The organism is Rhodococcus qingshengii JCM 15477, assembly GCF_023221595.1.
Lineage (GTDB): Bacteria > Actinomycetota > Actinomycetes > Mycobacteriales > Mycobacteriaceae > Rhodococcus_F > Rhodococcus_F qingshengii.
On sequence record NZ_CP096563.1, the window covers coordinates 1,822,449 to 1,847,861 of the forward strand.

The following is a 25,413-nucleotide window of genomic DNA, read 5'->3' on the forward strand; positions in this document are numbered from 1 at the left end:
ATCACTCCCTGCCGGCCTTCTTGCCGTTTCGGGAGAGGGTGATCCCCGCCGGTGGTATCGGTCCATCGGTGGTATCGGTCCATCGGTGGTATCGATCTAACGGTGGCATCATCGGGGTATGCACGAAGCGTTCCAGTTCCTCGGAAACTTTTGGTGGCTGATCTTCGTTTTCGGCGGCACCATCGGTGGGGCGCTGAAAGGTGTCGCGGTTGCCAACGAAAGGCGGATCGAGCGCCGGCAAGAGCGCTTCCGGCTCAAGCAGCAGACCAAGGTCGCCATCGCGCAAGCCAACGCACAACATCACGCCGACGAAGAAACACAGCGCCGAGAGCTGGCCAAGGCAATCGAGCAGCACGATGCGGTCGACGCCCGATGGTTCTCGTACGAGCTCGATCCGGTCACACTGCTCGACACCCCGATGATGACGGACATGCGCGAGCCTTTGACCGCCGATTTTCATCGAGCCAAATATCGTGCCGATCTGCTTCGCCCAGGCAATCCGGAGACGATGATCGGCAACCAGCAGGCACAAACCGAGTACCGCGAGGCGGTGCACGCTTACTCGATCGCCTTCGAAATCGCGGAAGCTGAGGCGAAGCGCCGCCGACGGAGCGGATTCACCCTCGACGAACAAGAACGCCTGGTAAGGGCGCAACGTCTGCTGCGACTGGCCATGGACGAGGGCGCGACGCCACAGGAACGTCAGAGTGCGTACCGGAAGGCCCACAAGGAACTCGATGGATTGCTGGTGTTGCCGGACCGAGCTCGGGCAGCAATCGAACACAAGATCGCCAGGGCTATCGGTGCTTGAAGGAATCGGGTGCGTGACGAACCCGATTTGGTTGTGCAGCGAGCAGTCAGGTAGTCTTCGAGGCGGAGTTCAGTGCTGGATATGAACTTCACCCCAAAATCATGTTCTACCCAAGACCGTTGGTGATTGCACTCAGTGATGGGTGTGGTTGAAAGTCCGGGAGTGCCCGGCGGCCCACGTAGGTGAACGAGGTAGGGGGATAGCTTGATGTAGTGGTTCTACAGTTTGCCTGGTTATGCACTGCCTCGCTTTGCATCGTTACGCTGATTCGTAAGCCTCTTCTTCATGTTTCCTCTGTACGCCCCGTGCGCTTGCGCCGGGGCGTTTTGCATGTCGCGGACTGTGTCTTCTCGGGTTCACCCCGATGAGGTGCAGCGGTTCCTGAGTGGGACAACGACTGTCACGAGAGGAGGCGAAGTATGGCAAAGCCTGAGAAGGTTTCCGCAGTTGCGGAAATCACCGAGCAGTTCAAGGGTTCGACCGCCGCTGTGGTCACGGAATACCGTGGCCTTTCGGTTGGCAACATCACGACACTGCGACGCGCTCTCGGAGAAGGTGCCACCTACTCCGTCGCCAAGAACACCCTGGTCAAGCGTGCCGCCGCAGAGGCTGGCATCGAGGGCCTTGATGACCTGTTCGTTGGTCCGACCGCCATTGCATTCATCAAGGGCGAACCGGTCGACGCTGCGAAGGCTCTGAAGAACTTCGCTAAGGACAACAAGGCGCTCATCATCAAGGGCGGCTACATGGACGGCGCTGCGCTGTCCGTGGAAGAGGTCAACAAGATCGCGGATCTCGAATCCCGCGAAATCCTGTTGGCAAAGCTTGCTGGCGCGATGAAGGGCAACTTGGCAAAGGCCGCAGGCCTGTTCAATGCTCCCGCTTCGCAGATGGCCCGTCTGGCCGCTGCCCTGCAGGAGAAGAAGGCTGCAGAAGGCGGAGCCGCAGAGGCCCCCGCAGAGGCTGCCACCGAGGCTCCGGCCGAGGCCGAAGCCGAAAGCTGATCCGCACCCGCGCATCACTGCTATAACCCCGCCCGGTCGCGGATCAGCGACATGGGACTTACAGGAAGGACCGCCACAATGGCGAAGCTCAGCACCGAAGAGTTGTTGGACCAGTTCAAGGAGCTCACCCTTCTCGAGCTCTCGGAGTTCGTTAAGGCATTCGAGGAGACCTTCGAGGTCACCGCTGCTGCTCCCGTCGCCGTCGCCGCTGCAGGCGCACCGGCTGCCGGCGCAGAAGCTGCTGAAGAGCAGGACGAGTTCGACGTCGTCCTCGAGTCGGCTGGCGACAAGAAGATCCAGGTCATCAAGGTCGTCCGTGAGGTCGTTTCCGGCCTCGGCCTGAAGGAAGCCAAGGACCTCGTCGAGAGCGCTCCGAAGGCCATCCTCGAGAAGGTTGCCAAGGACGCCGCAGAGGCTGCCAAGGAAAAGCTCGAAGCTGCCGGCGCAAAGATCGTCATCAAGTAAGACGGTTTTCCCGCTGCTCTTCGCGAGTAGTAACGAAGAGGGCCACTCCCCACGGGGAGTGGCCCTCTTTTTTTGAACTTTTTTCGCGGGTGATATGCCGGAATTCATGCAGGTGGGAGGGGTGTCCGAACTAGGCTGTGATCTGAATTATGCTTCTTCCCTACTCGTTAGTAGTATTCGCAGTCACGGGTACCACTCCCATGCGATAGAGTGACCCAACCCACACGGGTGCATGCATGCAACGGACGTCGCGGAGGTAATGGTGGGAGTCGAGGTAGCGGTACAAGGACTGACAAAGTCTTTCGGGTCGCAGAGGATTTGGCAGGACGTGTCGTTGACACTTCCCGCGGGTGAGGTCAGCGCACTGCTCGGGCCTTCGGGTACCGGTAAGTCGGTGTTCCTGAAGTCCCTGATCGGACTGCTCCGCCCTGAACAAGGCTCCATCGTCATCGACGGCACGGACATCCTGCAGTGCTCCTCCAAGGAGCTCTACGAGATCCGCAAGCTGTTCGGCGTTCTCTTCCAGGACGGCGCACTGTTCGGCTCGATGAACTTGTACGACAACATCGCCTTCCCGCTTCGTGAGCACACCAAGAAGTCGGAATCCGATATCCGCAAGATCGTGATGGAGAAGTTGGACCTCACGGGTCTGGTCGGCGCCGAGGACAAGCTTCCCGGTGAGATCTCCGGCGGTATGCGCAAGCGTGCCGGTCTGGCGCGTGCACTCGTTCTCGATCCCGAGATCATCCTCGTCGACGAGCCGGACTCCGGTCTGGACCCGGTGCGTACGACGTACATCAGCCAGACCCTGATCGACATCAACGCGCAGTCCGACGCGACGATTCTGATCGTCTCGCACAACATCAACCTCGCGCGCACGGTGCCGGACAACATCGGCATGCTCTTCCGTCGCCAGTTGGTGATGTTCGGTCCTCGGGAGGTTCTGCTCACGTCGGACGAACCCGTCGTCAAGCAGTTCCTCAACGGAACGATGATCGGTCCGATCGGTATGTCGGAGGAAAAGGACGAGGCTCAGATGGCGCACGAGCAGGCGCTCGTCGACGCCGGTCACCACGCCGGTGGTGTCGACGACGTCGAGGGCATCGTGCCGCAGATGAAGGCCACCCCCGGAAACCCGGAGCGTCAGGCTGTTCGTCGTCGCCAGGAGCGCGTCCGTCAGATCATGCACACCCTCCCAGCTAACGCACAGGCGGCGATTCAGGACAGCCTCGACGAGGTTGACGGAACTGGGCAGTACGATCCCCAGTACGCCGAAGCGAGCGGCTATCAGGGGGAGTGGAACGACAACTCGCAAGACACGCAGGTCATTCCTGCATACGAGGGCGATCCCTACGGAAACACGACACACGGGCAAGGGTAGGCATATCGGATGGGGGTTACCCGCAACTCGGTTCTGAGTCCGGTCAACGGAGCATTAACTCAGGCCGGAAACATCGTCGAACTGTTTGTCGACGTCGTCAGGAATACGTTCCGGCGTCCATTTCAGTTCCGTGAGTTCATCGAGCAGGCCTGGTTCATCGCCAGCGTGACAATTTTGCCGACGGCATTGGTAGCCATCCCTTTCGGCGCCGTCGTCTCACTGCAGACCGGTTCGCTGATCAAGCAGTTGGGTGCAGAATCGTTCACCGGCGCTGCCAGCGTTCTGGCGGTGATCCAGCAGGGTAGCCCCCTGGTGACAGCGTTGCTGGTCGCCGGTGCGGCCGGATCGGCCGTGACGGCCGATCTCGGTTCTCGAACCATTCGTGAAGAGATCGACGCGATGGAAGTCCTCGGAATCAATCCGATTCAGCGCCTGGTGGTTCCGCGTGTACTCGCGATGGTGCTGATCGCTGTTCTGCTCAACGGACTGGTGTCCGTCGTCGGTATCGCGGGTGGTTACTTCTTCAACGTGATCCTGCAGGGCGGTAACCCCGGTGCCTACATCTCGTCGTTCTCAGCTTTTGCGCAGCTACCGGACATTTGGAGCGGTGAGATCAAAGCCGCGGTGTTCGGTGTCATCGCCGGTGTGATCTCCGCGTACAAGGGACTCCACCCATCCGGTGGCCCGAAGGGCGTCGGTGAGGCGGTGAACCAGGCCGTCGTCATAACGTTCCTGCTGTTGTTCTTCGCCAATCTGATTCTGACGATGGTGTACCTCCAGATCGTGCCGGCGAAGGGATCTTGACCTAAATGACCATCGCACGAGGCCGCGGCGATCAGTTCCTGCTGAAGAGCCGCAAAATTGCCAGAATTCCAGTGAACGCGTTGGACCGCGCGGGCGAGCAGATGTCGTTCTACGCGCGCGCCATCGCATGGACCCCGCGCACCCTGCATCGGTACCGGAAGGAGACGCTTCGACTACTCGCCGAAGTGACCTTCGGTAGCGGTGCGCTCGCAGTCATCGGCGGAACGATCGGTGTCATCGCGATGATGTCGGGATTCACCGGTGTCGTCGTCGGTCTGCAGGGCTTCGCCGCTCTGGAGCAGTTGGGTAGCTCGGTCCTGACCGGCTTCCTGTCCGCATACGTCAACACCCGTGAGATCGCTCCGATCGTTGCGGCTCTTGCGCTCTCGGCGACGGTGGGTTGTGGTTTCACCGCTCAACTCGGTGCCATGCGAATCTCCGAAGAGATCGACGCACTGGAGGTCATGGCAGTTCCATCAGTGCCGTTCCTGGTCACGACCCGCATGATCGCCGGCTTCGTCGCCGTCATCCCGCTGTACATCGTGGGTCTGCTTGCGGCGTACCTCGCGTCGCGAGTGATCAGTACCGTGTTCAACGGGCAGTCGACGGGCTCGTACGACCACTACTTCAATCTGTTCCTGCCACCGCAGGACGTGCTGTATTCGTTTGCGAAAGTCCTGGTCTTCGCCTTCGTGCTGATTCTGATCCACTGCTACTACGGGTTCCATGCCTCGGGTGGTCCCGCAGGCGTCGGCGTGGCCGTCGGCCGCGCTGTTCGCGCCGCAATCGTCACGATCGCCGTTCTCGACTTCTTCCTCAGCCTCGCAATCTGGGGCACCACGACGACAGTGAGGGTGGCCGGATGATCGAGGCTCCGTCAGTCCTGCGCCGCCGTGTGCTCGGACTCGTGTTCTTCGTGGTGTTGGCATTGTTCCTGGCCTTCACCATCGGAACCTTCAACAAGACGTTCAAGGACGTCGTGAAGATCGACCTCGTGACCGACACAGTCGGAAATGCGTTGCCACCCAACGCGGACGTCAAGGTCCGTGGGCTGCTGGTCGGCGAGGTGCGATCCGCGTCGACGAAAGACGGCCAGGTCACCTCGGTCCTCGCGATCGAGCCGGACAAGGCTGATCTGATTCCGTCCAACGTCACGGCGCGTCTGCTCCCGAAGACGCTTTTCGGTGAGCGCTACGTCTCCCTGATCATTCCGGAGGGAACCACCGCGACCCCGATTTCCGCGGGAACGGTGATCCACCAGGACAAGAGCGGCAATGCTGTCGAGGTCGGCGACGTTCTGGACGGACTGCTCCCACTTCTGCAGGCGATTCCGCCGCAGGATCTGGCGAACACGCTCGGTTCTCTCGCGCAGGGTCTGACGGGACGCGGCGCCGAGCTCGGTCTGACGGTCGATCGTCTCGAGGAGATCTTCCGCGGCGTCAATACCGAACTGCCCGCGGTGCAAGAGGATCTGCGCAAGTTCGCGGACTTCTCCCAGACGTACTCGGACGCTGCGCCCGATCTGATCAATGCTCTCGACAATCTGCGGACCACGGGTAACACGGTGGTGCAGAAGCAGGACCAGTTGCGGACACTGCTGGCGTCGCTCACCGTGACATCGTCGGACACCGCAGCCTTCCTCGAAGCGAACTCGTCCTCGATCATCACGCTCGCTGCGGATTCGAAGGAAGCTCTCCAGCTTCTGGCCCAGTACTCTCCGACCTTCGGGTGCACGTTCAAGGGCTTCTCGGACACCGCTCCGGAAGCTGCCAAGATCCTGTCCACCGACGCGCCCAATCCTGGTGTGCGTGCGAGTATTCAGATCGTGAACCCCAAGGGTCGCTACCTGCCCAACCAGGACGAGCCACGGCTCGTCGACAACCGCGGCCCGGTTTGCTACGACAACGTCACCGAGCCCGGTCGTCCGTTCCCGCAGTACCCCGGCGGTTCGTACGGTGACGGTTCCTACCAGGTTCCTTCCCGCAATCCAGGTCCCGCCACCATGGAATTCCTGCCTGCACCTGAGGGCTCCGGACCTCAGTTGTTCTCGACCAACAACAGCGGTCCGGCTCAGCAGGCCGGCTACGCGGGCTCGAAACTCGAAGAGGATACGTTGAAGGTGATCTACGGACAGGCCAACGGTGTTGCGCCGGACGATGTTCCGGCGTGGACCACGATGGTCAGCGCTCCGGCATTCGCAGGTGCGGAGGTGAGCGTCCAATGAGAGGACTCGCAGCTCCGCTGACAAAGCTCATCATCTTCGTTGTGGTGACGGTCCTGGCGACAGGACTGCTGGCAGCCAGTATCGCCAATCTCGGCGGCGGTGGCGGCACCAAGTTCAACGCCGTCTTCTCCGACGTCACTTCGTTGAACGAGGGCGACGAGGTTCGCATTGCCGGTGTTCGTGTCGGCCAGGTCGAGAAGATTGCCATCGTCAACGACAACCAGGCCGAGGTCCAGTTCTCGGTATCCGACCGTGATTGGTTGCCGGCCAGTTCCATCGCCACCATCCGGTTCCGCAACCTGGTGGGGCAGCGGTACATCTCGCTCTCGCAGGGTGAAGGCAGCCAAGGCAAGAAGATCACCGGCGGCGATACCCTGCCGCTGTCTCAGACGCGCCCGGCAGTCAACCTCACGACACTCTTCAACGGCTTCAAGCCGCTGTTCACCACCCTGAGCGCGGACGACGTCAACAAGCTGTCGTACCAGATCATCCAGGTCTTCCAAGGCGAATCGGGCACCATCAGTGAGCTCGTGCGCAACACCGCGAGCCTGACCAACACCGTCGCGGACAAGGACGCGGTCATCGGCGCGGTGATCAAGAACCTCAACGACGTTCTCGACACCGTCAACGCGAACGACAAGAACCTCGATTCACTGATCGTCAACACCCAGCAACTCGTCACCGGGTTGGCCAACGAGCGTGGGGTGGTCGGTTCGGCCGTCACCTCACTCGCCGGCCTGACCGACGCGACGGCAGACCTGCTCGAGCCGACGCGGCCGTCGATTCAGGGCTCGATCACGGCACTCAACACGCTGGCGACCACACTCAATCGTCGGAGTGACGACGTCAACGCGGTGCTCGAGACCTTGCCGGTCAAGCTCGAGAAGCTCGCACGCGTAGCGAGCTACGGTTCCTGGTTCCAGTTCTATCTGTGCGGAATCGACATCGTTGCCGGTCCGGGACAGTCTGCCTCGCTGAATCTGCCCACCGGCCTGCCGACGGTCAATCAGCCGATTTACACCAACGCGGCCACGCGATGCACTCAAGACGGTATGAGGGAGTTGCAAGGTCGATGAGTAAACGTCGCAGTCCGGCAATGGCCGGAGCCATCGGTATCTTCGTGGTGCTGCTGGCCACTTTGTCCGCGTTCTTCCTCGATTCGCTTCCGTTCGTGGGAGCAGGCTCGTCCTACTCCGCCGAATTCTCCGAAGCCGCGGGTCTCAAGCCTGGTAACGAGGTTCGTATCGCCGGCGTGAAGGTCGGCAAGGTCACTTCCGTCGATCTCGACGGTGACCGTGTTCTCGTCGACTTCAAGGTCAGTGACGCGTGGGTGGGAGATCAAACCTCTGCGTCCATTCAGATCAAGACCATTCTGGGACAGAAGTACCTCGCCCTAGATCCGCGCGGAACCGACAACCTCGATCCCAAGGATCGGATTCCGCTCGAGCGCACCACCTCTCCGTACGACGTCGTTCAGGCCTTCTCGGCCGCGGCGGACACCGTCGGCGACATCGACACCGACCAGTTGGCGAAGAGCATGGAGACGTTGTCCCAGGCATTCTCCGAGACACCTGGCGATGTCCGCGCTTCGCTCGACGGCGTCAGTCGGCTGTCGCAGACGATCGCGAGCCGCGATCAGGACTTGCAGAAGCTCTTCGCCGCCACCGGGAAGACGTCGCAGATTCTTGCTGACCGCAACAAGGAATTCACCCAGCTGATCCGTGACGGCGGACTTTTGGTGCAGGAACTCAACAATCGCCAGCAAGCGATTTCGCAGCTGCTCACCGGAACTCAGCGCGTCTCTCAGCAGCTCACCGGTCTCGTTCGTGACAACGAGGCGGCAATCGGGCCGGCGCTGACGCAGCTCAACGGCGTCATCGACATCTTGAAGGCCAACAACGAGAACTTGGACAAGGCACTGAAGCTCTACGAACCCTTCATTCGCTTGTACGCCAACGTGGTCGGCAACGGCCGTTGGTTCGACCAGGTCGTCGTGAACCTCCTTCCGCCGGGTCTGCCGGACATTCCGGGCTACCGTGACCCCGTTCGTACGTTGGGAGGCAACTGATGGCTGATACTGCCGAAGCCGGAAGCGGCTCCAAGAAGCGCTCGGTCGCGATCATCGCCGCTGTTCTGATCGGGTTACTCGTAATCGGTGGCGCGCTGTGGTGGGTGTTCACTCGCGCCGGTACCACCAAGATCACCGCCTACTTCGACAAGTCGGTGGGTATCTACGACGGCTCCGACGTTCGTGTTCTCGGTGTCAAGGTCGGCACCGTCGAATCCGTCGAACCCCAGGGAGATCAGGTCAAGGTCGAGCTGCGTGTCGATCGTGGGATCGACATTCCCGCGGGTGCCAGTGCCGCTCAGATCACGCCGTCGGTGGTTGCCGACCGCTACATCCAGCTGACACCGGTCTTCACCGGCGGCGACAAGATGGCCAGCGGTGCAGTCATTCCGATCGAGAAGACGGCGACGCCCGTCGAGGTCGACCAGTTGTACTCCAGCATCGACGAACTCGCGTCGGCTCTCGGTCCTGAAGGTGCCAACAAGAACGGAGCACTGTCCGATTTCGTCGAGACAGGTGCGGCCAACCTCGAGGGCAACGGTGAAGCGTTGGGAGACAGCATCACCAACCTCTCGGATGCCGCACGGACGCTCAACGATTCGCGTGACAACATCTCGCTCACCATCAAGAACCTGGATACTTTTGTGGGCGCTCTCGCGGCCAACGATCAGCAGGTGCGCCAGTTCAACACGCAGTTGTCGGACCTGACCGGATTCCTGGCAGGTGAGCGCGACGATCTCGGTGCCGCTCTGAACCAGCTCTCGATTGCGCTCGGCGACGTCGCGAAGTTCGTGGCCGACAACCGCGATCAACTGGTCCAGACAACCGAAGGTCTCGTCGAACCGACACAGACATTGGCGAACAACAAGGAAGCACTGGCCAACACGCTCACCATGCTTCCGCTGGCGATCTCCAACTTGGTCAACTCGTACGACGCCGAATCAGGTGTGCTGGCTTCACGTCTGGCGTTCCCTGATCTTCAGAACCCGGCCGGCGTGCTCTGCAAGTTGATGGACCTCGGCAAGCTGTTGCCCGGTGATCCGCGGTTCGAGGCATTGGGAAGGCAGATGCAACCGGCTATCGACCAGTGCGCAAACGTCGCTGCGATGACCGACGCAGCCAATCAGGCTGCAGGCCTGAACCTTCCCTTCGGCATCCTTGCCGGTTCCGAACGACAGATGCAGGTAGTTCCGGGCACTGTGCCCGGCGTCGTGTCACCGCGACTGACCAGTGGAAACGGGGAGGGCGAGTGAAGCGTTCATTGATAGTCGGCGCCGGATTGTGCGCCGTCCTGATCTCGGCAACCGCCTGCTCGTCCGAGGGGATCTACGCTGTCCCGCTTCCCGGCGGTCCTGATGTGGGTTCCGATCCGATGCACTTGACCATTCAGTTCGACGACGTGCTCGACTTGGTTCCGCAGTCCGCTGTGAAGGTCGACGGCGTTCCCGTCGGTCGAGTCGACGACGTGTCGGTCGGACCGGACGGATGGACCGCGGACGTCGGAATCATCCTCGACTCGTCGGTTGATCTGCCCGCCAACGCAATTGCCGCGGTCGAGCAGACCAACCTGCTCGGCGAGAAGTTCATCCAGCTGTCGGCCCCGCCGTCCGGACCGGACTCTGCGAAGCTGGCCGACGGTGACCTCATTCCGCTGGATCGCACTCGCCACGCCACGGAGATCGAGCAGGTTCTCGGCGCATTGTCGCTGCTGCTGAACGGCGGCGGTGTGGGCCAGTTGCAGCCCATCGTCGAAGAACTCGGTGCCGCGTTCGACGGTCGCGAAGGCAAGACGAGAAGTCTTCTGGAGCAGGCGAACACACTCATCGGTGGACTCAACGAGCAGCGTGACGACATCACACGCGCCCTCGACGGCCTGGATGTGCTCTCGACTCGCGTCAACGATCAGAACGAGAAGATCGGGAAGATTCTCGAGGAACTCCCCGTTGCGACACAGGTTCTCAACGAGCAGCGTCCGCAGCTGACGCAGATGCTCGCTCAGGTGGATCGACTCGGAACAGTGGGAACCGACGTCCTCACACAGTCCAAGGACGATCTGATCGCTGATCTTCAGGCTCTGCGTCCGACGCTGCAGGCGCTCGCAGACTCCGGTGACGACTTCGTGGGGGCACTTCCGTTCCTTCCGACGTTCCCGTTCCCGGACGGTGTCGAGAAGATTGCACAGGGTGGTTCCGTCAACCTCTTCCTGAGTGTCGACCTGCAGATCGGCAATACACTCTCGGGTCTCGGTGTCGGGCAGGGAGAACCGGAATACCGCCAGCCCAAGTTCGGCAATCCCAAGCCGGTGGTCGACCCCTCGAACCCGTACTACAACGGCAACGGGCCGCGACCGGGGTGGCCGACAGTGTCACTGCTGCCGATCGCTCCGATCCTGCCGCAGGTTCCCGTTGTCGCCGGCCTTCCCGCCACAACAGCGGGTGACCCGGCAACGCCGGCGCCCGCGGCGAACCCACTCAACCCCATCCAGGGAATGCTGGAACAGTTCGGAATCGGCGGTGATGGACAGTGAGATCAGCTCTGGTCAGATGGCAGCTCGTCGGCTTTGTCGTGGTTGCGCTCCTGGGTCTCATCTACGTCGGCGCCAAGTACGTGCGCCTGGACAACCTCATGGGGTTCGGTCAGTACACGGTCAAGACCGAATTGGCCACGTCCGGTGGAATTTTCACCAACGCCGAGGTGACGTATCGCGGCGTGCCGGTCGGGCGAGTGGGCGACATGTCGTTGACCGAGGACGGAATTCAGGTCGACCTGAAGATCGACAACAGTGCTCCGGAGATTCCCGCGTCGGCCCGTGCCGTCGTGGCCAACCGCTCCGCCATCGGTGAGCAGTACGTCGACCTTCAGCCCGATACCGACCAGGGACCGTTTCTCGAGGACGGCTCGGTGATCGCGGTGGGGGACACCACAACTCCGATCCCGATCGAGGATGTGCTGACCAGTGCCAACGGCTTGGTCAAGTCCGTGCCCGTCGACGCGCTCCACACCGTCGCCGTCGAACTCGGTGCAGCGTTCAACGGGAAGGGCGAGGACATTCAGGTCCTGGCCGATTCGCTGTCCGGTCTCTCGCAGTCCGGGCTCGACACTCTGCCTCAGACGCTCGCGCTGATTCGGAACAGTGAGACGGTACTGACGACGCAGTCGGATCAGTCCTCCGCGATCAAGCAGTTCAGTACCGATCTCGATGCTGTCACGGCGCAGTTGCGGACCAGTGATCCGGACATCCGTCGCTTGATCGACAACGGCATCCCGGCCAGCGATCAGATCGGTGCCCTCATCAACGAGGCGGGCCCGAGCCTGACGACTGACCTGACCAATCTTGCCGCGACCACCAAGACGCTTGCGCCGCGAACGATCGCGCTGCAGCCGTTCCTGATCTTCCTTCCCGGTCTGGCCGCTGCTGCACCGACGGTTGCTCCCGGCGACGGAACGGTCCATCAGGGCTTGGTGCTGGAGACCAACAATCCGCTCTCGTGCACGGTGGGTTACGAAGGCACCATGGCGATCCTGGACGAGATGAAGCGTCAGAATCCCAATTTCGACGACACCCAGCAGGACTTCCCGCTCAACACCGCCGCGTCGTGTGAGACGCCGCTGGGCAGCGAGACGGGCGTCCGCAGTGCCAACCGCGTGGTGTACGCCGATCCCGACACGATCCAGCCTTGGGACTTCAAGCCGAAGGTCGATCCGGACAAGTTGAACCTCAACCCGATCGCGACGCAGTTGGCGCCGTTGCTCGGAGTGACACCGAAGTAGACCGATCCGAATGTGGTCGAGTTTGTGCAGTTCAGGCTACTGAGTTGTGGCAGTTGACGATTCGCGGCCAGAGGCTGGGCAAAACAGGTAAGTAGGGTAGTGAGTGTGATTCAGAGAAACAGTTCCCCGCAGTCCGGCGGGCCCGAGCAAGTCGAATCGGGAGCGCCGACAACCGGTAGACCGAAGGGGCTGACAGCGTCTCTGATTGCGGTCGGTGTCTTGCTTCTGGCGGCAGTGGTTGCGCTCGGTGTGTTCGGCGTCCCGTACGTTCGGGCGCTCACCACCGACCGCACCACCGCCGAGATGCGTGACGACGCGCTTATCGGTGCGCAGCAAGTCGCGATCAACCTCAACAACGCGGATTCGGCCAATCTCGACCAGTCGATCGAGAACATGCGTTCTTCGGTGACCGGTGACGAGATGACGACGTATCTGCAGACCGTTCAGGATTCCATCACAGACGAGTTGCGTAACTCGGGCTCGAAGGCTGACACCGAAGTCGTTCAGTCCGCGCTGACTGAGCTTAATACCGATGACCGGACCGCCACGGCACTGGTCGTCGTTCGAGTCACCACGACCCAGGGCAACCAGTTCGTCAAGAATCAGCTCGGCATGCGGCTGGGCATGGTCGAGGTCGACGGGGTCTGGAAGGCTCAGTCGGCTGATCCGATCGGCTCTCGGCTCGATCTCGGCTCCGGCACCCTGCCGGCCACCGACGGCTCCACGCCTGCTCCTGACGCAACGCCCGCACCCGGTTCGGGGACCGAGGCACCTGCCTCCGGTGCTCCCGCACCGACAACCGAGGGTGGTGATTCCGGTGGCCAGTAGTTCGTCGAACCTGCACACCGACATCCCTCGAAGGAGAAGCGCGTAATGCCACCCAAACGTCGTACCGGCGGACCGTCCTCCCCGCAGAACCGTCGGCCGAAGATCGCGGGAAGCGCTCGCTCGCTCAACGTCCCCGCGGGGACGTCCGATTCGGATCCGGTCGAGCCCACGATCGAACAGCCGGAAGAAGAAACACAGGAGGCTGTGAAGCCGGAGGTTGCGAAGCCGACGCTCACGAAGGCCGAGTCCGGAGACATCGAGCCGCCGAAGACGGAAACCGACGCTCCGGAATCCACACCGGGCCCCGATCTGACCAAACCGGCGAAAACCGTCGCAGACGAGCCCAAGGCCCCTGCTACCCCGGAGACGGGCGCGGGGGAGTCGGCGACAACACCTACACAATCCAAGGCCGGTTGGCGCCTGGTCGCGATCCTGGGGGCCGCAGCGGTCATCGTCGCGATCCTCGCCGGCATCGCCTTCTTCAAAGTCGGCGCGAAGACGGACGACATCGCCTGGGTGGACGAAGGCGCCACGGCTGAAGTTCTTCGTGTGACGCCGTCGGCGTTGGCTGCAGTCTTCACGTTTTCTCCCGACACGTTCGACGCCGATTTCGACAAGGGTGTCCAGGGCCTGAACCAGTCGATGCGCGATCAGCTGACGCAGTACAAGGACACGCAGAAGGCCGGCGTCGAACAAACCCAGACGGCAACGACCGCTGATGTCCCGCTGATCGGGATCACACGGCTCGAGAAGGACCGGGCGCAGTTGCTCGCCCAACTGAACGTCAGCTCGACGCAGAACGGCGTGGCGGCAGACTCTCGCTCCGGAATGGTCATCGTGAGTCTGGAGAAGCAGGATGGAAACTGGCTGATCTCGGAGATTCGCGACCAGTAGCTCGGAGATTCGCGACCAGTAGCACCTGCGCACCAGCGCGAAGATCTGGATCGACGCACGATGTCGGTCCAGATTTTTCGTATGTGACGCCGTTGCTGGCTACACTCCCGGTGGCAGTGTTCGAATGCGCGTCACGAATGTTCGAATGCTGCGACACGCGCTCTCGCCCTTGACGGAGCGGTCCGCAAGGTCCACTCTGATCGGTGAACATGCACGGACGAGTGATCGGCAGTCTCACGTCAGTATCTGAATTCGACCCTCAGTTACACCCGACTCGACATTTCCAGAGTAAGGGTGTACTTTTGGACGTTGCGCTGGCTGCCTCCTGTCCACCCCTCGTCTCAACCGCTGCGAAGTCAAGTACTTCTTGCTTTCTGCGACGGGTTTCGTTCGGGTTGTAACCAGCGAAATTCGAAGCAGATACAGCGGCGGTCGCAACAGCACGGAGCGGCCCGCGTGAGGTGCTGGAAGGACGCATCTTGGCAGTCTCTAGCCAGACCAAGGCAGTTTCCGGAATCCCCGGAGCCCCGAAGAGGGTTTCGTTCGCGAAAGTTCGCGAACCCCTCGAAGTTCCCGGGCTTCTTGACGTACAGACAGATTCGTTCGAGTGGCTGATCGGCGCGCAGAGTTGGCGTGAACGAGCAGCTGCACTCGGCGACAATGCAGTGTCCGGTGGTCTCGAGGACATCCTCGCGGAGCTTTCTCCGATCGAGGATTTCAACGGCACTATGTCGCTGTCCTTCTCCGACCCTCGATTCGACGAGGTCAAGGCCTCGACGGACGAGTGCAAAGACAAGGACATGACCTACGCGGCGCCGTTGTTCGTCACCGCGGAGTTCATCAACAACAACACTGGTGAGATCAAGAGCCAGACGGTCTTCATGGGAGATTTCCCGATGATGACCGACAAGGGCACCTTCATCATCAACGGCACCGAGCGTGTGGTCGTCTCGCAGCTCGTGCGTTCCCCCGGTGTGTACTTCGACATGAGCGTCGACAAGAGCACCGAGAAGGATCTGCACAGCGTCAAGGTGATCCCGGGTCGCGGCGCATGGCTCGAGTTCGACGTCGACAAGCGCGACACCGTTGGTGTCCGTATCGACCGCAAGCGTCGTCAGCCTGTCACCGTCCTGCTCAAGGCACTCGGCTGGACCACCGAGCAGATCACGGAGCGCTTCGGCTTCTCCGAGATCCTCATGGCCACGCTGGAGAAGGACAACACCGCCGGCACCGATGAGGCGTTGCTCGACATCTACCGCAAGCTGCGTCCGGGCGAGCCCCCCACCAAGGAGAGCGCGCAGACCCTGCTGGAGAACCTGTTCTTCAAGGACAAGCGCTACGACCTCGCTCGCGTGGGTCGTTACAAGATCAACAAGAAGCTCGGCCTGAACGCGGGTCAGCCGATCGTTGCATCCACGCTCACCGAAGAAGACATCGTCGCCACCGTCGAGTACCTCGTGCGTCTGCACGCAGGTGACACCTCGATGACGGCTCCGGGCGGCGTCGAGGTTCCCGTCGAGGTCGACGACATCGACCACTTCGGCAACCGTCGTCTGCGTACGGTCGGCGAGCTCATCCAGAACCAGATCCGCGTGGGCCTGTCCCGCATGGAGCGTGTGGTTCGTGAGCGCATGACCACGCAGGACGTCGAGGCAATCACGCCTCAGACGCTGATCAACATCCGTCCCGTCGTCGCTGCGATCAGGGAGTTCTTCGGAACCTCCCAGCTGTCGCAGTTCATGGACCAGAACAACCCGCTGTCGGGGCTGACGCACAAGCGTCGTCTGTCCGCCCTCGGCCCGGGTGGTCTGTCCCGTGAGCGCGCCGGCCTCGAGGTTCGCGACGTTCACCCGTCGCACTACGGCCGCATGTGCCCGATCGAGACCCCGGAAGGCCCGAACATCGGCCTGATCGGTTCGCTGTCGGTCTACGCCCGCGTCAACCCGTTCGGTTTCATCGAGACCCCGTACCGTCGCGTCGTCGACGGACAGGTGACCGACGAGGTCGACTACCTGACCGCTGACGAAGAAGACCGCCACGTGGTCGCGCAGGCCAACTCGGCCATCGACCGCGAGGGTCGCTTCACCGACTCGAAGATTCTCGTCCGCCGTAAGGGTGGCGAGGTCGAGTTCGTCGCGTCCTCCGACATCGACTACATGGACGTTTCGCCGCGTCAGATGGTGTCCGTCGCGACCGCGATGATTCCGTTCCTCGAGCACGACGATGCAAACCGTGCCCTGATGGGCGCGAACATGCAGCGTCAGGCTGTCCCGCTGGTTCGCAGCGAGGCACCTCTCGTCGGTACCGGCATGGAGCTGCGTGCAGCTGTGGATGCCGGCGACGTCATCATCACCGAGAAGACCGGTGTCGTGGAGGAGATCTCCGCGGACTACGTCACGGTGATGGCTGACGACGGAAGCCGCAAGACGTACCGGATGCGCAAGTTCGCGCGTTCCAACCAGGGCACGTGCGCCAACCAGCGTCCGATCGTGGACGAGGGACAGCGTGTCGAGGCCGGCCAGGTTCTGGCCGACGGCCCTTGCACCGAGAACGGTGAGATGGCGCTGGGCAAGAACTTGCTCGTCGCGATCATGCCGTGGGAAGGCCACAACTACGAGGACGCGATCATTCTGTCGCAGCGTCTCGTGGAAGAGGACGTCCTGACCTCGATTCACATCGAGGAGCACGAGATCGATGCCCGCGACACCAAGCTCGGTGCCGAGGAAATCACTCGCGACATCCCGAACGTCTCCGACGAGGTCCTCGCCGACCTCGACGAGCGCGGCATCATCCGTATCGGTGCCGAGGTTCGTGACGGCGACGTGCTGGTCGGAAAGGTCACGCCGAAGGGCGAGACCGAGCTGACCCCCGAAGAGCGCCTCCTTCGCGCCATCTTCGGTGAGAAGGCTCGCGAGGTTCGTGACACGTCCCTCAAGGTTCCTCACGGTGAGACCGGCAAGGTCATCGGAATCCGCGTGTTCTCACGTGACGAAGACGACGATCTGCCTCCCGGTGTCAACGAGCTGGTCCGCGTCTACGTGGCACAGAAGCGCAAGATCCAGGACGGCGACAAGCTCGCCGGCCGCCACGGTAACAAGGGCGTCATCGGCAAGATCCTGCCGCAGGAAGACATGCCGTTCCTCTCGGACGGCACGCCTGTCGACATCATCTTGAACACGCACGGCGTCCCGCGTCGTATGAACATCGGTCAGGTCTTGGAGACCCACCTCGGGTGGATCGGCAAGACCGGCTGGAACGTTCAGATCGCGTCCGACGGCTCTCGTCCCGACTGGGCTGCGACCCTGCCGGAAGAGATGCTGTCCGCTCCGGCCGACTCGAACATCGCCACCCCGGTGTTCGACGGTGCGAAGGAAGACGAGCTCACCGGTCTCCTCGGCGCGACGCTGCCGAACCGTGACGGCGAGCAGATGGTCGGACCCGACGGAAAGGCCACCTTGTTCGACGGCCGCTCCGGCGAGCCGTTCCCGTACCCGGTCTCGGTCGGTTACATGTACATCATCAAGCTGCACCACTTGGTCGACGACAAGATCCACGCTCGTTCGACCGGTCCGTACTCGATGATCACGCAGCAGCCTCTCGGTGGTAAGGCCCAGTTCGGTGGCCAGCGCTTCGGTGAGATGGAGTGCTGGGCGATGCAGGCCTACGGGGCGGCTTACACGCTGCAGGAACTGCTGACCATCAAGTCTGACGACGTGGTCGGTCGAGTCAAGGTGTACGAAGCCATCGTCAAGGGCGAGAACATCCCCGAACCCGGCATCCCCGAGTCGTTCAAGGTGCTCCTCAAGGAGCTCCAGTCGCTCTGCCTCAACGTGGAGGTGCTGTCCTCGGACGGCGCGGCCATCACGATGGCGGACGGCGACGACGAGGACTTGGAGCGGGCCGCAGCGAACCTGGGCATCAACCTGTCCAGGAACGAAGCTGCGACGGTCGACGACCTCGCGAACTAGGTTTCGGTCCCCGGGTTGCTCTTGAAAGAGCGGCCCGGGGGCGTAGTTCACATTTGAATTGGCAGTCAGGTTGCCGGGTGACCGGCAACCGTAACCCCAACGGGGAAAGGAAGTTACGTGCTCGACGTCAACTTCTTCGATGAACTCCGCATTGGCTTGGCCAGTGCAGAGGACATCCGCAATTGGTCCTACGGCGAGGTCAAGAAGCCGGAGACCATCAACTACCGCACGCTCAAGCCCGAGAAGGACGGCCTCTTCTGCGAGAAGATCTTCGGCCCCACTCGGGACTGGGAGTGCTACTGCGGTAAGTACAAGCGTGTCCGCTTCAAGGGCATCATCTGTGAGCGCTGTGGCGTCGAGGTCACTCGCGCCAAGGTTCGTCGTGAGCGCATGGGTCACATCGAACTGGCCGCACCGGTCACGCACATCTGGTACTTCAAGGGTGTTCCGAGCCGTCTCGGTTACCTGCTCGACCTGGCTCCGAAGGATCTCGAAAAGATCATCTACTTCGCTGCCTACGTCATCGTCGGTGTCGACGAGGAGCTCCGTCACAACGAGCTGTCCACCCTCGAAGCCGAGATGCAGGTCGAGAAGAAGACCGTCGCAGATCAGCGCGACGCCGATCTCGAGGCACGTGCGCAGAAGCTCGAAGCCGACATCGCCGAGCTCGAGGCAGAGGGCGCGAAGTCCGATGTCCGCCGCAAGGTCAAGGACGGCGGCGAGCGCGAAATGCGTCAGCTCCGTGACCGCGCGCAGCGTGAGCTGGATCGTCTCGACGAGATCTGGACCACCTTCACCAAGCTGAGCGTCAAGCAGCTCATCATCGACGAGCTCCTGTACCGCGAGCTGGTCGACCGTTACGGCGAGTACTTCACGGGTGCGATGGGCGCAGAGTCCATCCAGATCCTGATGCAGAACTTCGACCTCGACGCCGAGGCAGAGTCTCTCCGCGAGACCATCCGCAGCGGCAAGGGCCAGAAGAAGCTGCGTGCACTCAAGCGCCTCAAGGTGGTTGCGGCATTCCAGACCAACGGCAACTCGCCGATGGGCATGGTCCTCAACGCTGTTCCGGTGATCCCGCCGGAGCTTCGCCCGATGGTTCAGCTCGACGGTGGACGTTTCGCGACGTCCGACCTCAACGACCTGTACCGCCGCGTCATCAACCGCAACAACCGCCTCAAGCGACTGATCGACCTCGGTGCTCCCGAGATCATCGTCAACAACGAGAAGCGGATGCTGCAGGAGTCGGTCGACGCCCTGTTCGACAACGGTCGTCGTGGACGTCCGGTCACCGGACCGGGTAACCGCCCGCTGAAGTCCCTGAGCGATCTGCTCAAGGGCAAGCAGGGTCGCTTCCGTCAGAACCTGCTCGGTAAGCGCGTCGACTACTCGGGTCGTTCCGTCATCGTCGTCGGTCCTCAGCTCAAGCTGCACCAGTGTGGTCTGCCCAAGCTGATGGCTCTCGAGCTGTTCAAGCCGTTCGTAATGAAGCGTCTGGTCGATCTGAACCACGCGCAGAACATCAAGTCGGCGAAGCGCATGGTCGAGCGCAAGCGCGTCCAGGTGTGGGACGTCCTCGAAGAGGTCATCGCCGAGCACCCCGTGCTGCTCAACCGTGCACCTACGCTGCACCGTCTGGGTATCCAGGCATTCGAGCCGCAGCTCGTCGAGGGCAAGGCCATTCAGCTCCACCCGCTGGTGTGTGAGGCCTTCAACGCCGACTTCGACGGTGACCAGATGGCTGTTCACCTCCCGCTGTCGGCAGAGGCACAGGCCGAGGCACGCATCCTGATGCTGTCCTCGAACAACATCCTCTCGCCTGCTTCGGGTCGCCCGCTCGCCATGCCGCGTCTGGACATGGTCACGGGTCTGTTCCACCTGACCCGTCTCGACGAGGGTGTCACCGGTGAGCTCGTTGCTCCGACCAACGACGAGGCAGAGCAGGGCGTGTACTCCTCGCCCGCCGAGGCTCAGATGGCAGTCGACCGCGGCGCGCTCTCGGTTCAGGCTCAGATCAAGGTGCGTCTGACGCAGCAGCGTCCGCCGCGCGACCTCGAGAACGAACTGTTCCCCGAGGGCTGGAACTACGGTGACGGCTGGACCGCCACCACGACACTCGGCCGTGTGCTCTTCAACGAGCTGCTTCCGGCGGACTACCCGTTCGTCAACGAGCAGATGCCGAAGAAGCGCCAGGCGACGATCATCAACGATCTCGCCGAGCGGTACCCGATGATCGTGGTTGCTCAGACCGTCGACAAGCTCAAGGACGTCGGGTTCTACTGGGCCACCCGTTCGGGTGTCACGGTCTCGATCTCCGACGTGCTCGTGCCGCCGGAGAAGCCTGCCATCATCGAGGACTTCGAGGCTCAGGCCGACAAGATCGAGAAGCAGTACCAGCGTGGTGCTCTGGACAAGAAGGAGCGCAACAGCGCTCTGGTCACCATTTGGCAGGAAGCGACCGACAAGGTCGGCAAGGCCATGGAGGCTCACTTCCCCGACAGCAACCCGATCCCGATGATCGTGAAGTCCGGCGCAGCCGGCAACATGACTCAGGTTCGCTCGCTCGCCGGTATGAAGGGCCTGGTGACAAACCCGAAGGGTGAGTTCATCCCGCGTCCGATCAAGTCTTCCTTCAAGGAAGGCCTGACCGTTCTCGAGTACTTCATCAACACGCACGGTGCTCGTAAGGGTCTGGCCGATACCGCACTCCGCACCGCCGACTCGGGTTACCTGACCCGTCGTCTGGTGGACGTTTCGCAGGACGTCATCGTCCGCGAGGTCGACTGTGGAACAGAGCGCGGCATCGTCACCACGATCGCCGAGAAGCAGGCCGACGGCACGATGATCCGCGATGCTCACGTGGAGACCAGCACGTACGCCCGTACCTTGGCGGCCGATGCAGTCGACGCGAACGGCACCGTCATCGTCGAGCGTGGCCACGATCTCGGTGACCCCGCGATCGATGCTCTGCTCGAAGCCGGCATCACGACGGTCAAGGTCCGCTCGGTCCTGACCTGCACCACCGGCACCGGCGTTTGCGCCACTTGCTACGGCCGCTCGATGGCCACCGGCAAGCTGGTCGACATCGGTGAGGCTGTCGGTATCGTCGCCGCACAGTCGATCGGTGAGCCCGGTACCCAGCTGACCATGCGTACCTTCCACCAGGGTGGTGTCGCAGGAGATGACATCACCGGCGGTCTGCCGCGTGTCCAGGAGCTGTTCGAGGCACGTGTGCCCAAGGGCAAGGCTCCTATCGCGGACGTCACCGGTCGGGTACAGCTCGAAGACGGCGATCGTTTCTACAAGATCACCATCGTTCCGGACGACGGCGGCGAAGAGGTTGTCTACGACAAGCTCAGCAAGCGTCAGCGTCTGCGTGTCTTCAAGCACGCCGACGGTCGCGAAAGCCTCTTGGCTGACGGTGACCACGTCGAGGTCGGACAGCAGCTCATGGAAGGTGCTGCCGATCCCCACGAGGTCCTGCGAGTCATGGGTCCGCGTCAGGTTCAGATCCACTTGGTCAACGAGGTCCAGGAGGTGTACCGGAGCCAGGGTGTGTCGATCCACGACAAGCACATCGAGGTCATCGTGCGCCAGATGCTTCGTCGCGTGACGATCATCGATTCCGGTGCCACCGAGTTCCTGCCCGGTTCGCTCACCGAGCGCGCCGAGTTCGAGTCGGCAAACCGCCGCGTTGTCGCCGAGGGTGGCGAGCCCGCAGCCGGCCGTCCGGTGCTCATGGGTATCACGAAGGCGTCGCTCGCGACGGATTCGTGGCTGTCCGCGGCATCGTTCCAGGAGACCACTCGTGTCTTGACCGACGCGGCTATCAACTGCCGCTCGGACAAGCTGATCGGTCTGAAGGAAAATGTCATCATCGGCAAGCTGATCCCTGCCGGTACCGGTATCAACCGTTACCGCAACATCCAGGTTCAGCCCACCGAAGAGGCACGCGCCGCTGCTTACGCAGTGCCGTCGTACGACGACCAGTACTACAGCCCGGACGGCTTCGGCCAGAACACCGGTGCTGCAGTTCCGCTGGACGACTACGGCTTCAGCAACGACTACCGCTAAGCGTTAGTTCGTAGAAATCCCCCCACTTCGAAAGAGGTGGGGGGATTTTTCATGTCAGGAGTGGGACGTTTTCAGGAGTTGCTGCCGCTGAGGTCCGGGATGACGATCTCCTGGACGGCCCACTTGTTCCCGTCGGGGTCGGCGAAGTAGATGAACCGCCCCCAGGCCTGGTCGTCGATCGGGCTGATGTCGATGCCGCGGCTCTTGAACTCGCGCTCGGCCTCTTCGATGTCCTTGACCACTACCTGCATGCCGACGACCGAGCCGGGCTCGGCGTCGGTGATTCCCTTGCCGATGCAGATCGAGCAGGCCGAACCGGGAGGGGTCAGCTGGACGAATCGCAGGTCTTCGCTGACCGTGTGATCGTGGTCGGCATTGAATCCGAGGCGGACGTAGAAGTCCTTGGCGCGGTCGATGTCGGTGACGGGAATGGCGACCAGTTCGAGCTTGATGTCCATGACGTGCCCTTCATGTGATGGTGAATTCCGGCGACAGGTCCAGTGTTGCGGGTATTGCGGTCAGAAACGGTCCTCGTTCGGCGTCCGGATGAAACTTTCCGAATTCCTTGTTGCTCCGAGGGTGCTTCTCTCACTGCTCGACCGATCCCGAACCAGGAGCGGATACCCCGACTCCGCAGCTCTGACGCATTCCGTCGAACGTGCCGCGCACGCCGACGCTCTCGGCTACCACCGGTTCTGGGTCGCCGAGCATCACGCGGTGCCCGGGATCGGGAGCGGGTCGCCGGCAGTACTGCTTGCCGCGATCGGCGCGCATACGCGCGATATCAGACTCGGCAGCGGTGGAGTCATGCTGCCGAATCACCAACCGCTGATCGTCGCCGAGCAGTTCCTGATGCTGGAGGCTCTCTACCCGGGGCGAATCGATCTCGGCCTCGGCCGATCGCTGGGATTCACGGAGCCCGTACGTCAGGCACTACGACGCAGCAAGGACGCTCCGGACACGTTTGTGTCGGACCTGGACGAGGTGAGGCGTTACCTGGACGGATCCGCCGCAGTGACGGCACGGCCGGCGTCGCAGACTGGGGTGCCGATCTTCGTGCTGGCGACGCGCACAGGTCTGAAAGTGGCAGCGCAGCTGGGGCTTCCGGTGGTCGTGGGTGGGCCGATACTGGGAATCGGTAGCACCGATCGGGTGGATGCGTTGGACGAGTACCGCCGAGCTTTCCAGCCCACCGACACACACCCCGAACCCTATGTGGTGGTTTCCCTCGAGGTGGCGGTTGCCGATACCACCGAGGCGGCCCGTGAGTTGCTGATCCCGGAGGCGTACGCGCTCGCAGAATCGTCACGGACAGGGGAGTTTCCGCCGCTCGTGTCGCCGGACGAGATCAGGCGCGCCCCGCGCAGTGATCGAAACGCCAGGCGCATCGAGTCGTTCACGGCTTCGGCGCTGCACGGCACACCCGTCGAGGTGAAACAGCAACTTCACTCTCTCGCCGAACGGACCGGTGCCGACGAAGTGTTGGCGTCGACATCGACGTACGACCGTGACGCGCTTGCACTTTCGGACCGCCTGCTACGTGAGGTGGTTTAGCGGTGTGGTTGATCTAACGAGGCACGTGAAACTCGAGCAGAGTGGCGACGGAGTCGTCGAGTTCGGTCCACGGCACCGGTACGGAGAGGACGGCGATCGCCGAAGTCGGGAACTTGTCGCGGATACGTTGGGCCGCTTCGGAGTTTTCGTTCGATGCGAGATCGAGTGCAGTCCAGGGAATTCCGGGTTCGTGTCCGACGATCAGGAGCGTCTTGACGTGGTCGGACGTGGTTCGCGCAGCTGCAATGACGTCTGCGGGTGAGCCGCCGTAGATGGACTTCTCGAACCCGGCGGGAGCTTCGATTCCCGTCGAGGCAAGGGTTTCGACGGTCCGCCGGGAGGTGGAGCACAGAACGGCGTCGACGGGCGGGACGTTTTCGCGGATCCATTCGCCGCCGATGCGGGCCTCGCGCAGGCCCCGTTCGGCGAGCTGACGCTCGTGATCACGGATGCCCTCGGGGTAACTGGACTTGCCGTGTCGCATGAGGACGAGGGTGCGGTGGTCGGCCATGCGTTCACGGTATCCGCTTTGTGCCCGTCAGTCCGGTTACTCTGGATGGTCAGGACCTTGAAGGAGGTTTTCGATGGCCGGTAAGAAGCTCGATCGAACTAATGCCCGAACTGCACTCGAGGTGGTACGCGAAAGCCCCACCATCGCTTTCATCACCGTTGCCCCGGCAGTGGTCGTGTTCGGCGTGGTGTGGTGGCTCTTCGGTTTCTGGGCCGCGATTCTTCTTGCGTTGGTGTTCGGTGTCGCGGCTGTCGCGACCCAGAAACTGCGTTAGAGGGCGCTCACCTGCGCAACTGCGCGGAGCGCTTCGCCGACCAGGAACCAGACCGTGACGGTCTTGTCGTCGACGCGGCTGCGCAGGACGACGTCGTCGCTGGAGACGATGGGGGAGAGGTACTCGATCAGTGCTCGATGCGGAACTGTCCGTAGTTCGGTGCGAGCGCTGAGGACCTCTTCGACTGCCTGCCAGTAGACGGCGTTGTTGACGTGGTCGAACGGGTCGATATCCGTGGCGCGCAGAGCGAACGGCGTGTCCAGAACACCGGCGTCGTCCGCCTCCGGTGCGTTCTCGGCGAGGACACGCTTCCACTTCAGGCGATGCTCGTCGGTGGATTCCTCCAGTGGCCGCATGAAGTCGTCACTCATCCGCGTGGGCATGCCCGACTCGGCGCTGATGTTGATCCAGAAGCCTTCGGTTTCCATCAGCGCGCCGTTGCTGCCGTCGAAGCGCACACGCATGTTCGCCCATCTCGTGGAGAAGCCGGAGCACCAGCGAGTCATCGTCAACTCTTCCGGCCAGATCGCCGGGCGTACGACGTCGACGACCGTACGACGCACTATCCAGAGCGGATGGGTGTCGATGGCTCCCGCGGCCTCGATGTTGTCGTTGCCGATGTCCTGCAGGTAGCGGGCGACGGCGTCGAGCCTGACCTGCTTGGCGACGTCGATGTCGCCGGTGCGGACCGGGCGGGACTTGACGAAGATCGGTCCTCGGTCCGGCTGTTGCGCGAGCGTGAGATCTGGGTTCACGTGAGATTCCTGTTCGCTGGAGTGAGC

21 protein-coding genes are annotated in these 25,413 nt (G+C 62.2%); 18 read left to right on the forward strand and 3 right to left on the reverse strand.

The annotated features are described in order from the left end of the window. Positions 1 to 118 precede the first annotated feature (118 nt). From M0639_RS08530 to M0639_RS08605, 16 genes are all read left to right on the forward strand, one after another. Positions 119 to 811 carry a hypothetical protein gene (locus M0639_RS08530; RefSeq protein ID WP_042453090.1) on the forward strand — a complete coding sequence of 231 codons (693 nt, stop codon included), beginning with the start codon at positions 119 to 121 and terminating at the stop codon, positions 809 to 811. Between the two features lie 419 nt (positions 812 to 1,230). Beyond that, the gene (rplJ, locus tag M0639_RS08535; RefSeq protein ID WP_003942074.1) at positions 1,231 to 1,815 is read left to right on the forward strand and encodes a 50S ribosomal protein L10; all 585 of its coding nucleotides are present in this window, start codon (positions 1,231 to 1,233) and stop codon (positions 1,813 to 1,815) included. A gap of 78 nt (positions 1,816 to 1,893) precedes the next feature. Beyond that, a complete protein-coding gene (gene rplL, locus M0639_RS08540) occupies positions 1,894 to 2,280 on the forward strand; it encodes a 50S ribosomal protein L7/L12 (RefSeq protein WP_003941857.1) in 387 nt (128 codons plus the stop codon). 259 nt (positions 2,281 to 2,539) lie between these two features. Beyond that, positions 2,540 to 3,661 carry an ABC transporter ATP-binding protein gene (locus M0639_RS08545; RefSeq protein WP_007728450.1) on the forward strand — a complete coding sequence of 374 codons (1,122 nt, stop codon included), beginning with the start codon at positions 2,540 to 2,542 and terminating at the stop codon, positions 3,659 to 3,661. Between the two features lie 9 nt (positions 3,662 to 3,670). Continuing rightward, positions 3,671 to 4,465: an MlaE family ABC transporter permease gene (locus M0639_RS08550; RefSeq protein WP_003942038.1), complete on the forward strand. Its 795-nt coding sequence runs from the start codon at positions 3,671 to 3,673 to the stop codon at positions 4,463 to 4,465. Between the two features lie 5 nt (positions 4,466 to 4,470). Beyond that, positions 4,471 to 5,331 carry an MlaE family ABC transporter permease gene (locus M0639_RS08555; RefSeq protein ID WP_047268907.1) on the forward strand — a complete coding sequence of 287 codons (861 nt, stop codon included), beginning with the start codon at positions 4,471 to 4,473 and terminating at the stop codon, positions 5,329 to 5,331. Next, positions 5,328 to 6,689: an MCE family protein gene (locus M0639_RS08560; RefSeq protein ID WP_003942007.1), complete on the forward strand. Its 1,362-nt coding sequence runs from the start codon at positions 5,328 to 5,330 to the stop codon at positions 6,687 to 6,689. Before M0639_RS08555 ends, M0639_RS08560 begins: the two co-directional genes overlap by 4 nt. Next, positions 6,686 to 7,765, forward strand: a complete 1,080-nt coding sequence (locus M0639_RS08565; protein WP_003941932.1) for an MCE family protein — start codon at positions 6,686 to 6,688, stop codon at positions 7,763 to 7,765. The genes M0639_RS08560 and M0639_RS08565 overlap by 4 nt, the downstream gene beginning before the upstream one ends. Next, positions 7,762 to 8,757 (forward strand): MCE family protein, encoded by a 996-nt coding sequence (locus M0639_RS08570; protein ID WP_003942053.1) that lies wholly within the window; start codon positions 7,762 to 7,764, stop codon positions 8,755 to 8,757. Before M0639_RS08565 ends, M0639_RS08570 begins: the two co-directional genes overlap by 4 nt. Next, positions 8,757 to 10,010 (forward strand): MCE family protein, encoded by a 1,254-nt coding sequence (locus M0639_RS08575; protein WP_003941941.1) that lies wholly within the window; start codon positions 8,757 to 8,759, stop codon positions 10,008 to 10,010. Before M0639_RS08570 ends, M0639_RS08575 begins: the two co-directional genes overlap by 1 nt. After that, positions 10,007 to 11,284, forward strand: coding sequence for an MCE family protein (locus M0639_RS08580; RefSeq protein WP_003941859.1), 1,278 nt, complete (start codon positions 10,007 to 10,009; stop codon positions 11,282 to 11,284). Before M0639_RS08575 ends, M0639_RS08580 begins: the two co-directional genes overlap by 4 nt. Beyond that, a complete protein-coding gene (locus tag M0639_RS08585; RefSeq protein ID WP_003942085.1) occupies positions 11,281 to 12,528 on the forward strand; it encodes an MCE family protein in 1,248 nt (415 codons plus the stop codon). The genes M0639_RS08580 and M0639_RS08585 overlap by 4 nt, the downstream gene beginning before the upstream one ends. A gap of 99 nt (positions 12,529 to 12,627) precedes the next feature. Further along, on the forward strand, positions 12,628 to 13,356 hold the full coding sequence (locus tag M0639_RS08590) for a hypothetical protein (protein WP_007728440.1): 729 nt from the start codon (positions 12,628 to 12,630) through the stop codon (positions 13,354 to 13,356). 45 nt (positions 13,357 to 13,401) lie between these two features. Then, a complete protein-coding gene (locus tag M0639_RS08595; RefSeq protein ID WP_003941846.1) occupies positions 13,402 to 14,250 on the forward strand; it encodes a superantigen-like protein SSL4 in 849 nt (282 codons plus the stop codon). A gap of 461 nt (positions 14,251 to 14,711) precedes the next feature. Continuing rightward, positions 14,712 to 18,218, forward strand: a complete 3,507-nt coding sequence (gene rpoB / locus M0639_RS08600; protein ID WP_003942068.1) for a DNA-directed RNA polymerase subunit beta — start codon at positions 14,712 to 14,714, stop codon at positions 18,216 to 18,218. Positions 18,219 to 18,335: 117 nt separating this feature from the next. Further along, entirely contained in the window at positions 18,336 to 22,292 is a 3,957-nt protein-coding gene (locus tag M0639_RS08605; RefSeq protein WP_003941914.1) for a DNA-directed RNA polymerase subunit beta', read from the forward strand. 71 nt (positions 22,293 to 22,363) lie between these two features. Here M0639_RS08605 and M0639_RS08610 read toward each other — a convergent pair whose 3' ends face one another. Continuing rightward, on the reverse strand, positions 22,364 to 22,750 hold the full coding sequence (locus M0639_RS08610; protein WP_003942070.1) for a glyoxalase superfamily protein: 387 nt from the start codon (positions 22,748 to 22,750) through the stop codon (positions 22,364 to 22,366). Positions 22,751 to 22,838: 88 nt separating this feature from the next. On the opposite strand from M0639_RS08610, the gene M0639_RS08615 reads away from it, so the two are divergent. Further along, a complete protein-coding gene (locus M0639_RS08615) occupies positions 22,839 to 23,846 on the forward strand; it encodes an LLM class flavin-dependent oxidoreductase (RefSeq protein ID WP_054827492.1) in 1,008 nt (335 codons plus the stop codon). Positions 23,847 to 23,859: 13 nt separating this feature from the next. Here M0639_RS08615 and M0639_RS08620 read toward each other — a convergent pair whose 3' ends face one another. After that, positions 23,860 to 24,357, reverse strand: coding sequence for a SixA phosphatase family protein (locus tag M0639_RS08620; protein WP_064074185.1), 498 nt, complete (start codon positions 24,355 to 24,357; stop codon positions 23,860 to 23,862). A gap of 73 nt (positions 24,358 to 24,430) precedes the next feature. Here M0639_RS08620 and M0639_RS08625 point away from each other — a divergent pair, with 73 nt between their 5' ends. Continuing rightward, positions 24,431 to 24,631: a hypothetical protein gene (locus tag M0639_RS08625; protein WP_003941897.1), complete on the forward strand. Its 201-nt coding sequence runs from the start codon at positions 24,431 to 24,433 to the stop codon at positions 24,629 to 24,631. Here M0639_RS08625 and M0639_RS08630 read toward each other — a convergent pair. Continuing rightward, positions 24,628 to 25,386, reverse strand: a complete 759-nt coding sequence (locus tag M0639_RS08630; RefSeq protein ID WP_007728423.1) for an acyl-[acyl-carrier-protein] thioesterase — start codon at positions 25,384 to 25,386, stop codon at positions 24,628 to 24,630. The genes M0639_RS08625 and M0639_RS08630 overlap by 4 nt on opposite strands. Positions 25,387 to 25,413: the final 27 nt, after the last annotated feature.

Excerpts from the sequence above, each read along its gene's own strand:
- M0639_RS08530 (WP_042453090.1), top strand. The coding sequence starts at position 119 with ATGCACGAAGCGTTCCAGTTCCTCGGAAACTTTTGGTGGCTGATCTTC.
- rplJ (WP_003942074.1), top strand. The coding sequence starts at position 1,231 with ATGGCAAAGCCTGAGAAGGTTTCCGCAGTTGCGGAAATCACCGAGCAG.
- rplL (WP_003941857.1), top strand. The coding sequence starts at position 1,894 with ATGGCGAAGCTCAGCACCGAAGAGTTGTTGGACCAGTTCAAGGAGCTC.
- M0639_RS08545 (WP_007728450.1), top strand. The coding sequence starts at position 2,540 with ATGGTGGGAGTCGAGGTAGCGGTACAAGGACTGACAAAGTCTTTCGGG.
- M0639_RS08550 (WP_003942038.1), top strand. The coding sequence starts at position 3,671 with ATGGGGGTTACCCGCAACTCGGTTCTGAGTCCGGTCAACGGAGCATTA.
- M0639_RS08555 (WP_047268907.1), top strand. The coding sequence starts at position 4,471 with ATGACCATCGCACGAGGCCGCGGCGATCAGTTCCTGCTGAAGAGCCGC.
- M0639_RS08560 (WP_003942007.1), top strand. The coding sequence starts at position 5,328 with ATGATCGAGGCTCCGTCAGTCCTGCGCCGCCGTGTGCTCGGACTCGTG.
- M0639_RS08565 (WP_003941932.1), top strand. The coding sequence starts at position 6,686 with ATGAGAGGACTCGCAGCTCCGCTGACAAAGCTCATCATCTTCGTTGTG.
- M0639_RS08570 (WP_003942053.1), top strand. The coding sequence starts at position 7,762 with ATGAGTAAACGTCGCAGTCCGGCAATGGCCGGAGCCATCGGTATCTTC.
- M0639_RS08575 (WP_003941941.1), top strand. The coding sequence starts at position 8,757 with ATGGCTGATACTGCCGAAGCCGGAAGCGGCTCCAAGAAGCGCTCGGTC.
- M0639_RS08595 (WP_003941846.1), top strand. The coding sequence starts at position 13,402 with ATGCCACCCAAACGTCGTACCGGCGGACCGTCCTCCCCGCAGAACCGT.
- M0639_RS08610 (WP_003942070.1), bottom strand. The coding sequence starts at position 22,750 with ATGGACATCAAGCTCGAACTGGTCGCCATTCCCGTCACCGACATCGAC.
- M0639_RS08615 (WP_054827492.1), top strand. The coding sequence starts at position 22,839 with ATGAAACTTTCCGAATTCCTTGTTGCTCCGAGGGTGCTTCTCTCACTG.
- M0639_RS08620 (WP_064074185.1), bottom strand. The coding sequence starts at position 24,357 with ATGGCCGACCACCGCACCCTCGTCCTCATGCGACACGGCAAGTCCAGT.
- M0639_RS08625 (WP_003941897.1), top strand. The coding sequence starts at position 24,431 with ATGGCCGGTAAGAAGCTCGATCGAACTAATGCCCGAACTGCACTCGAG.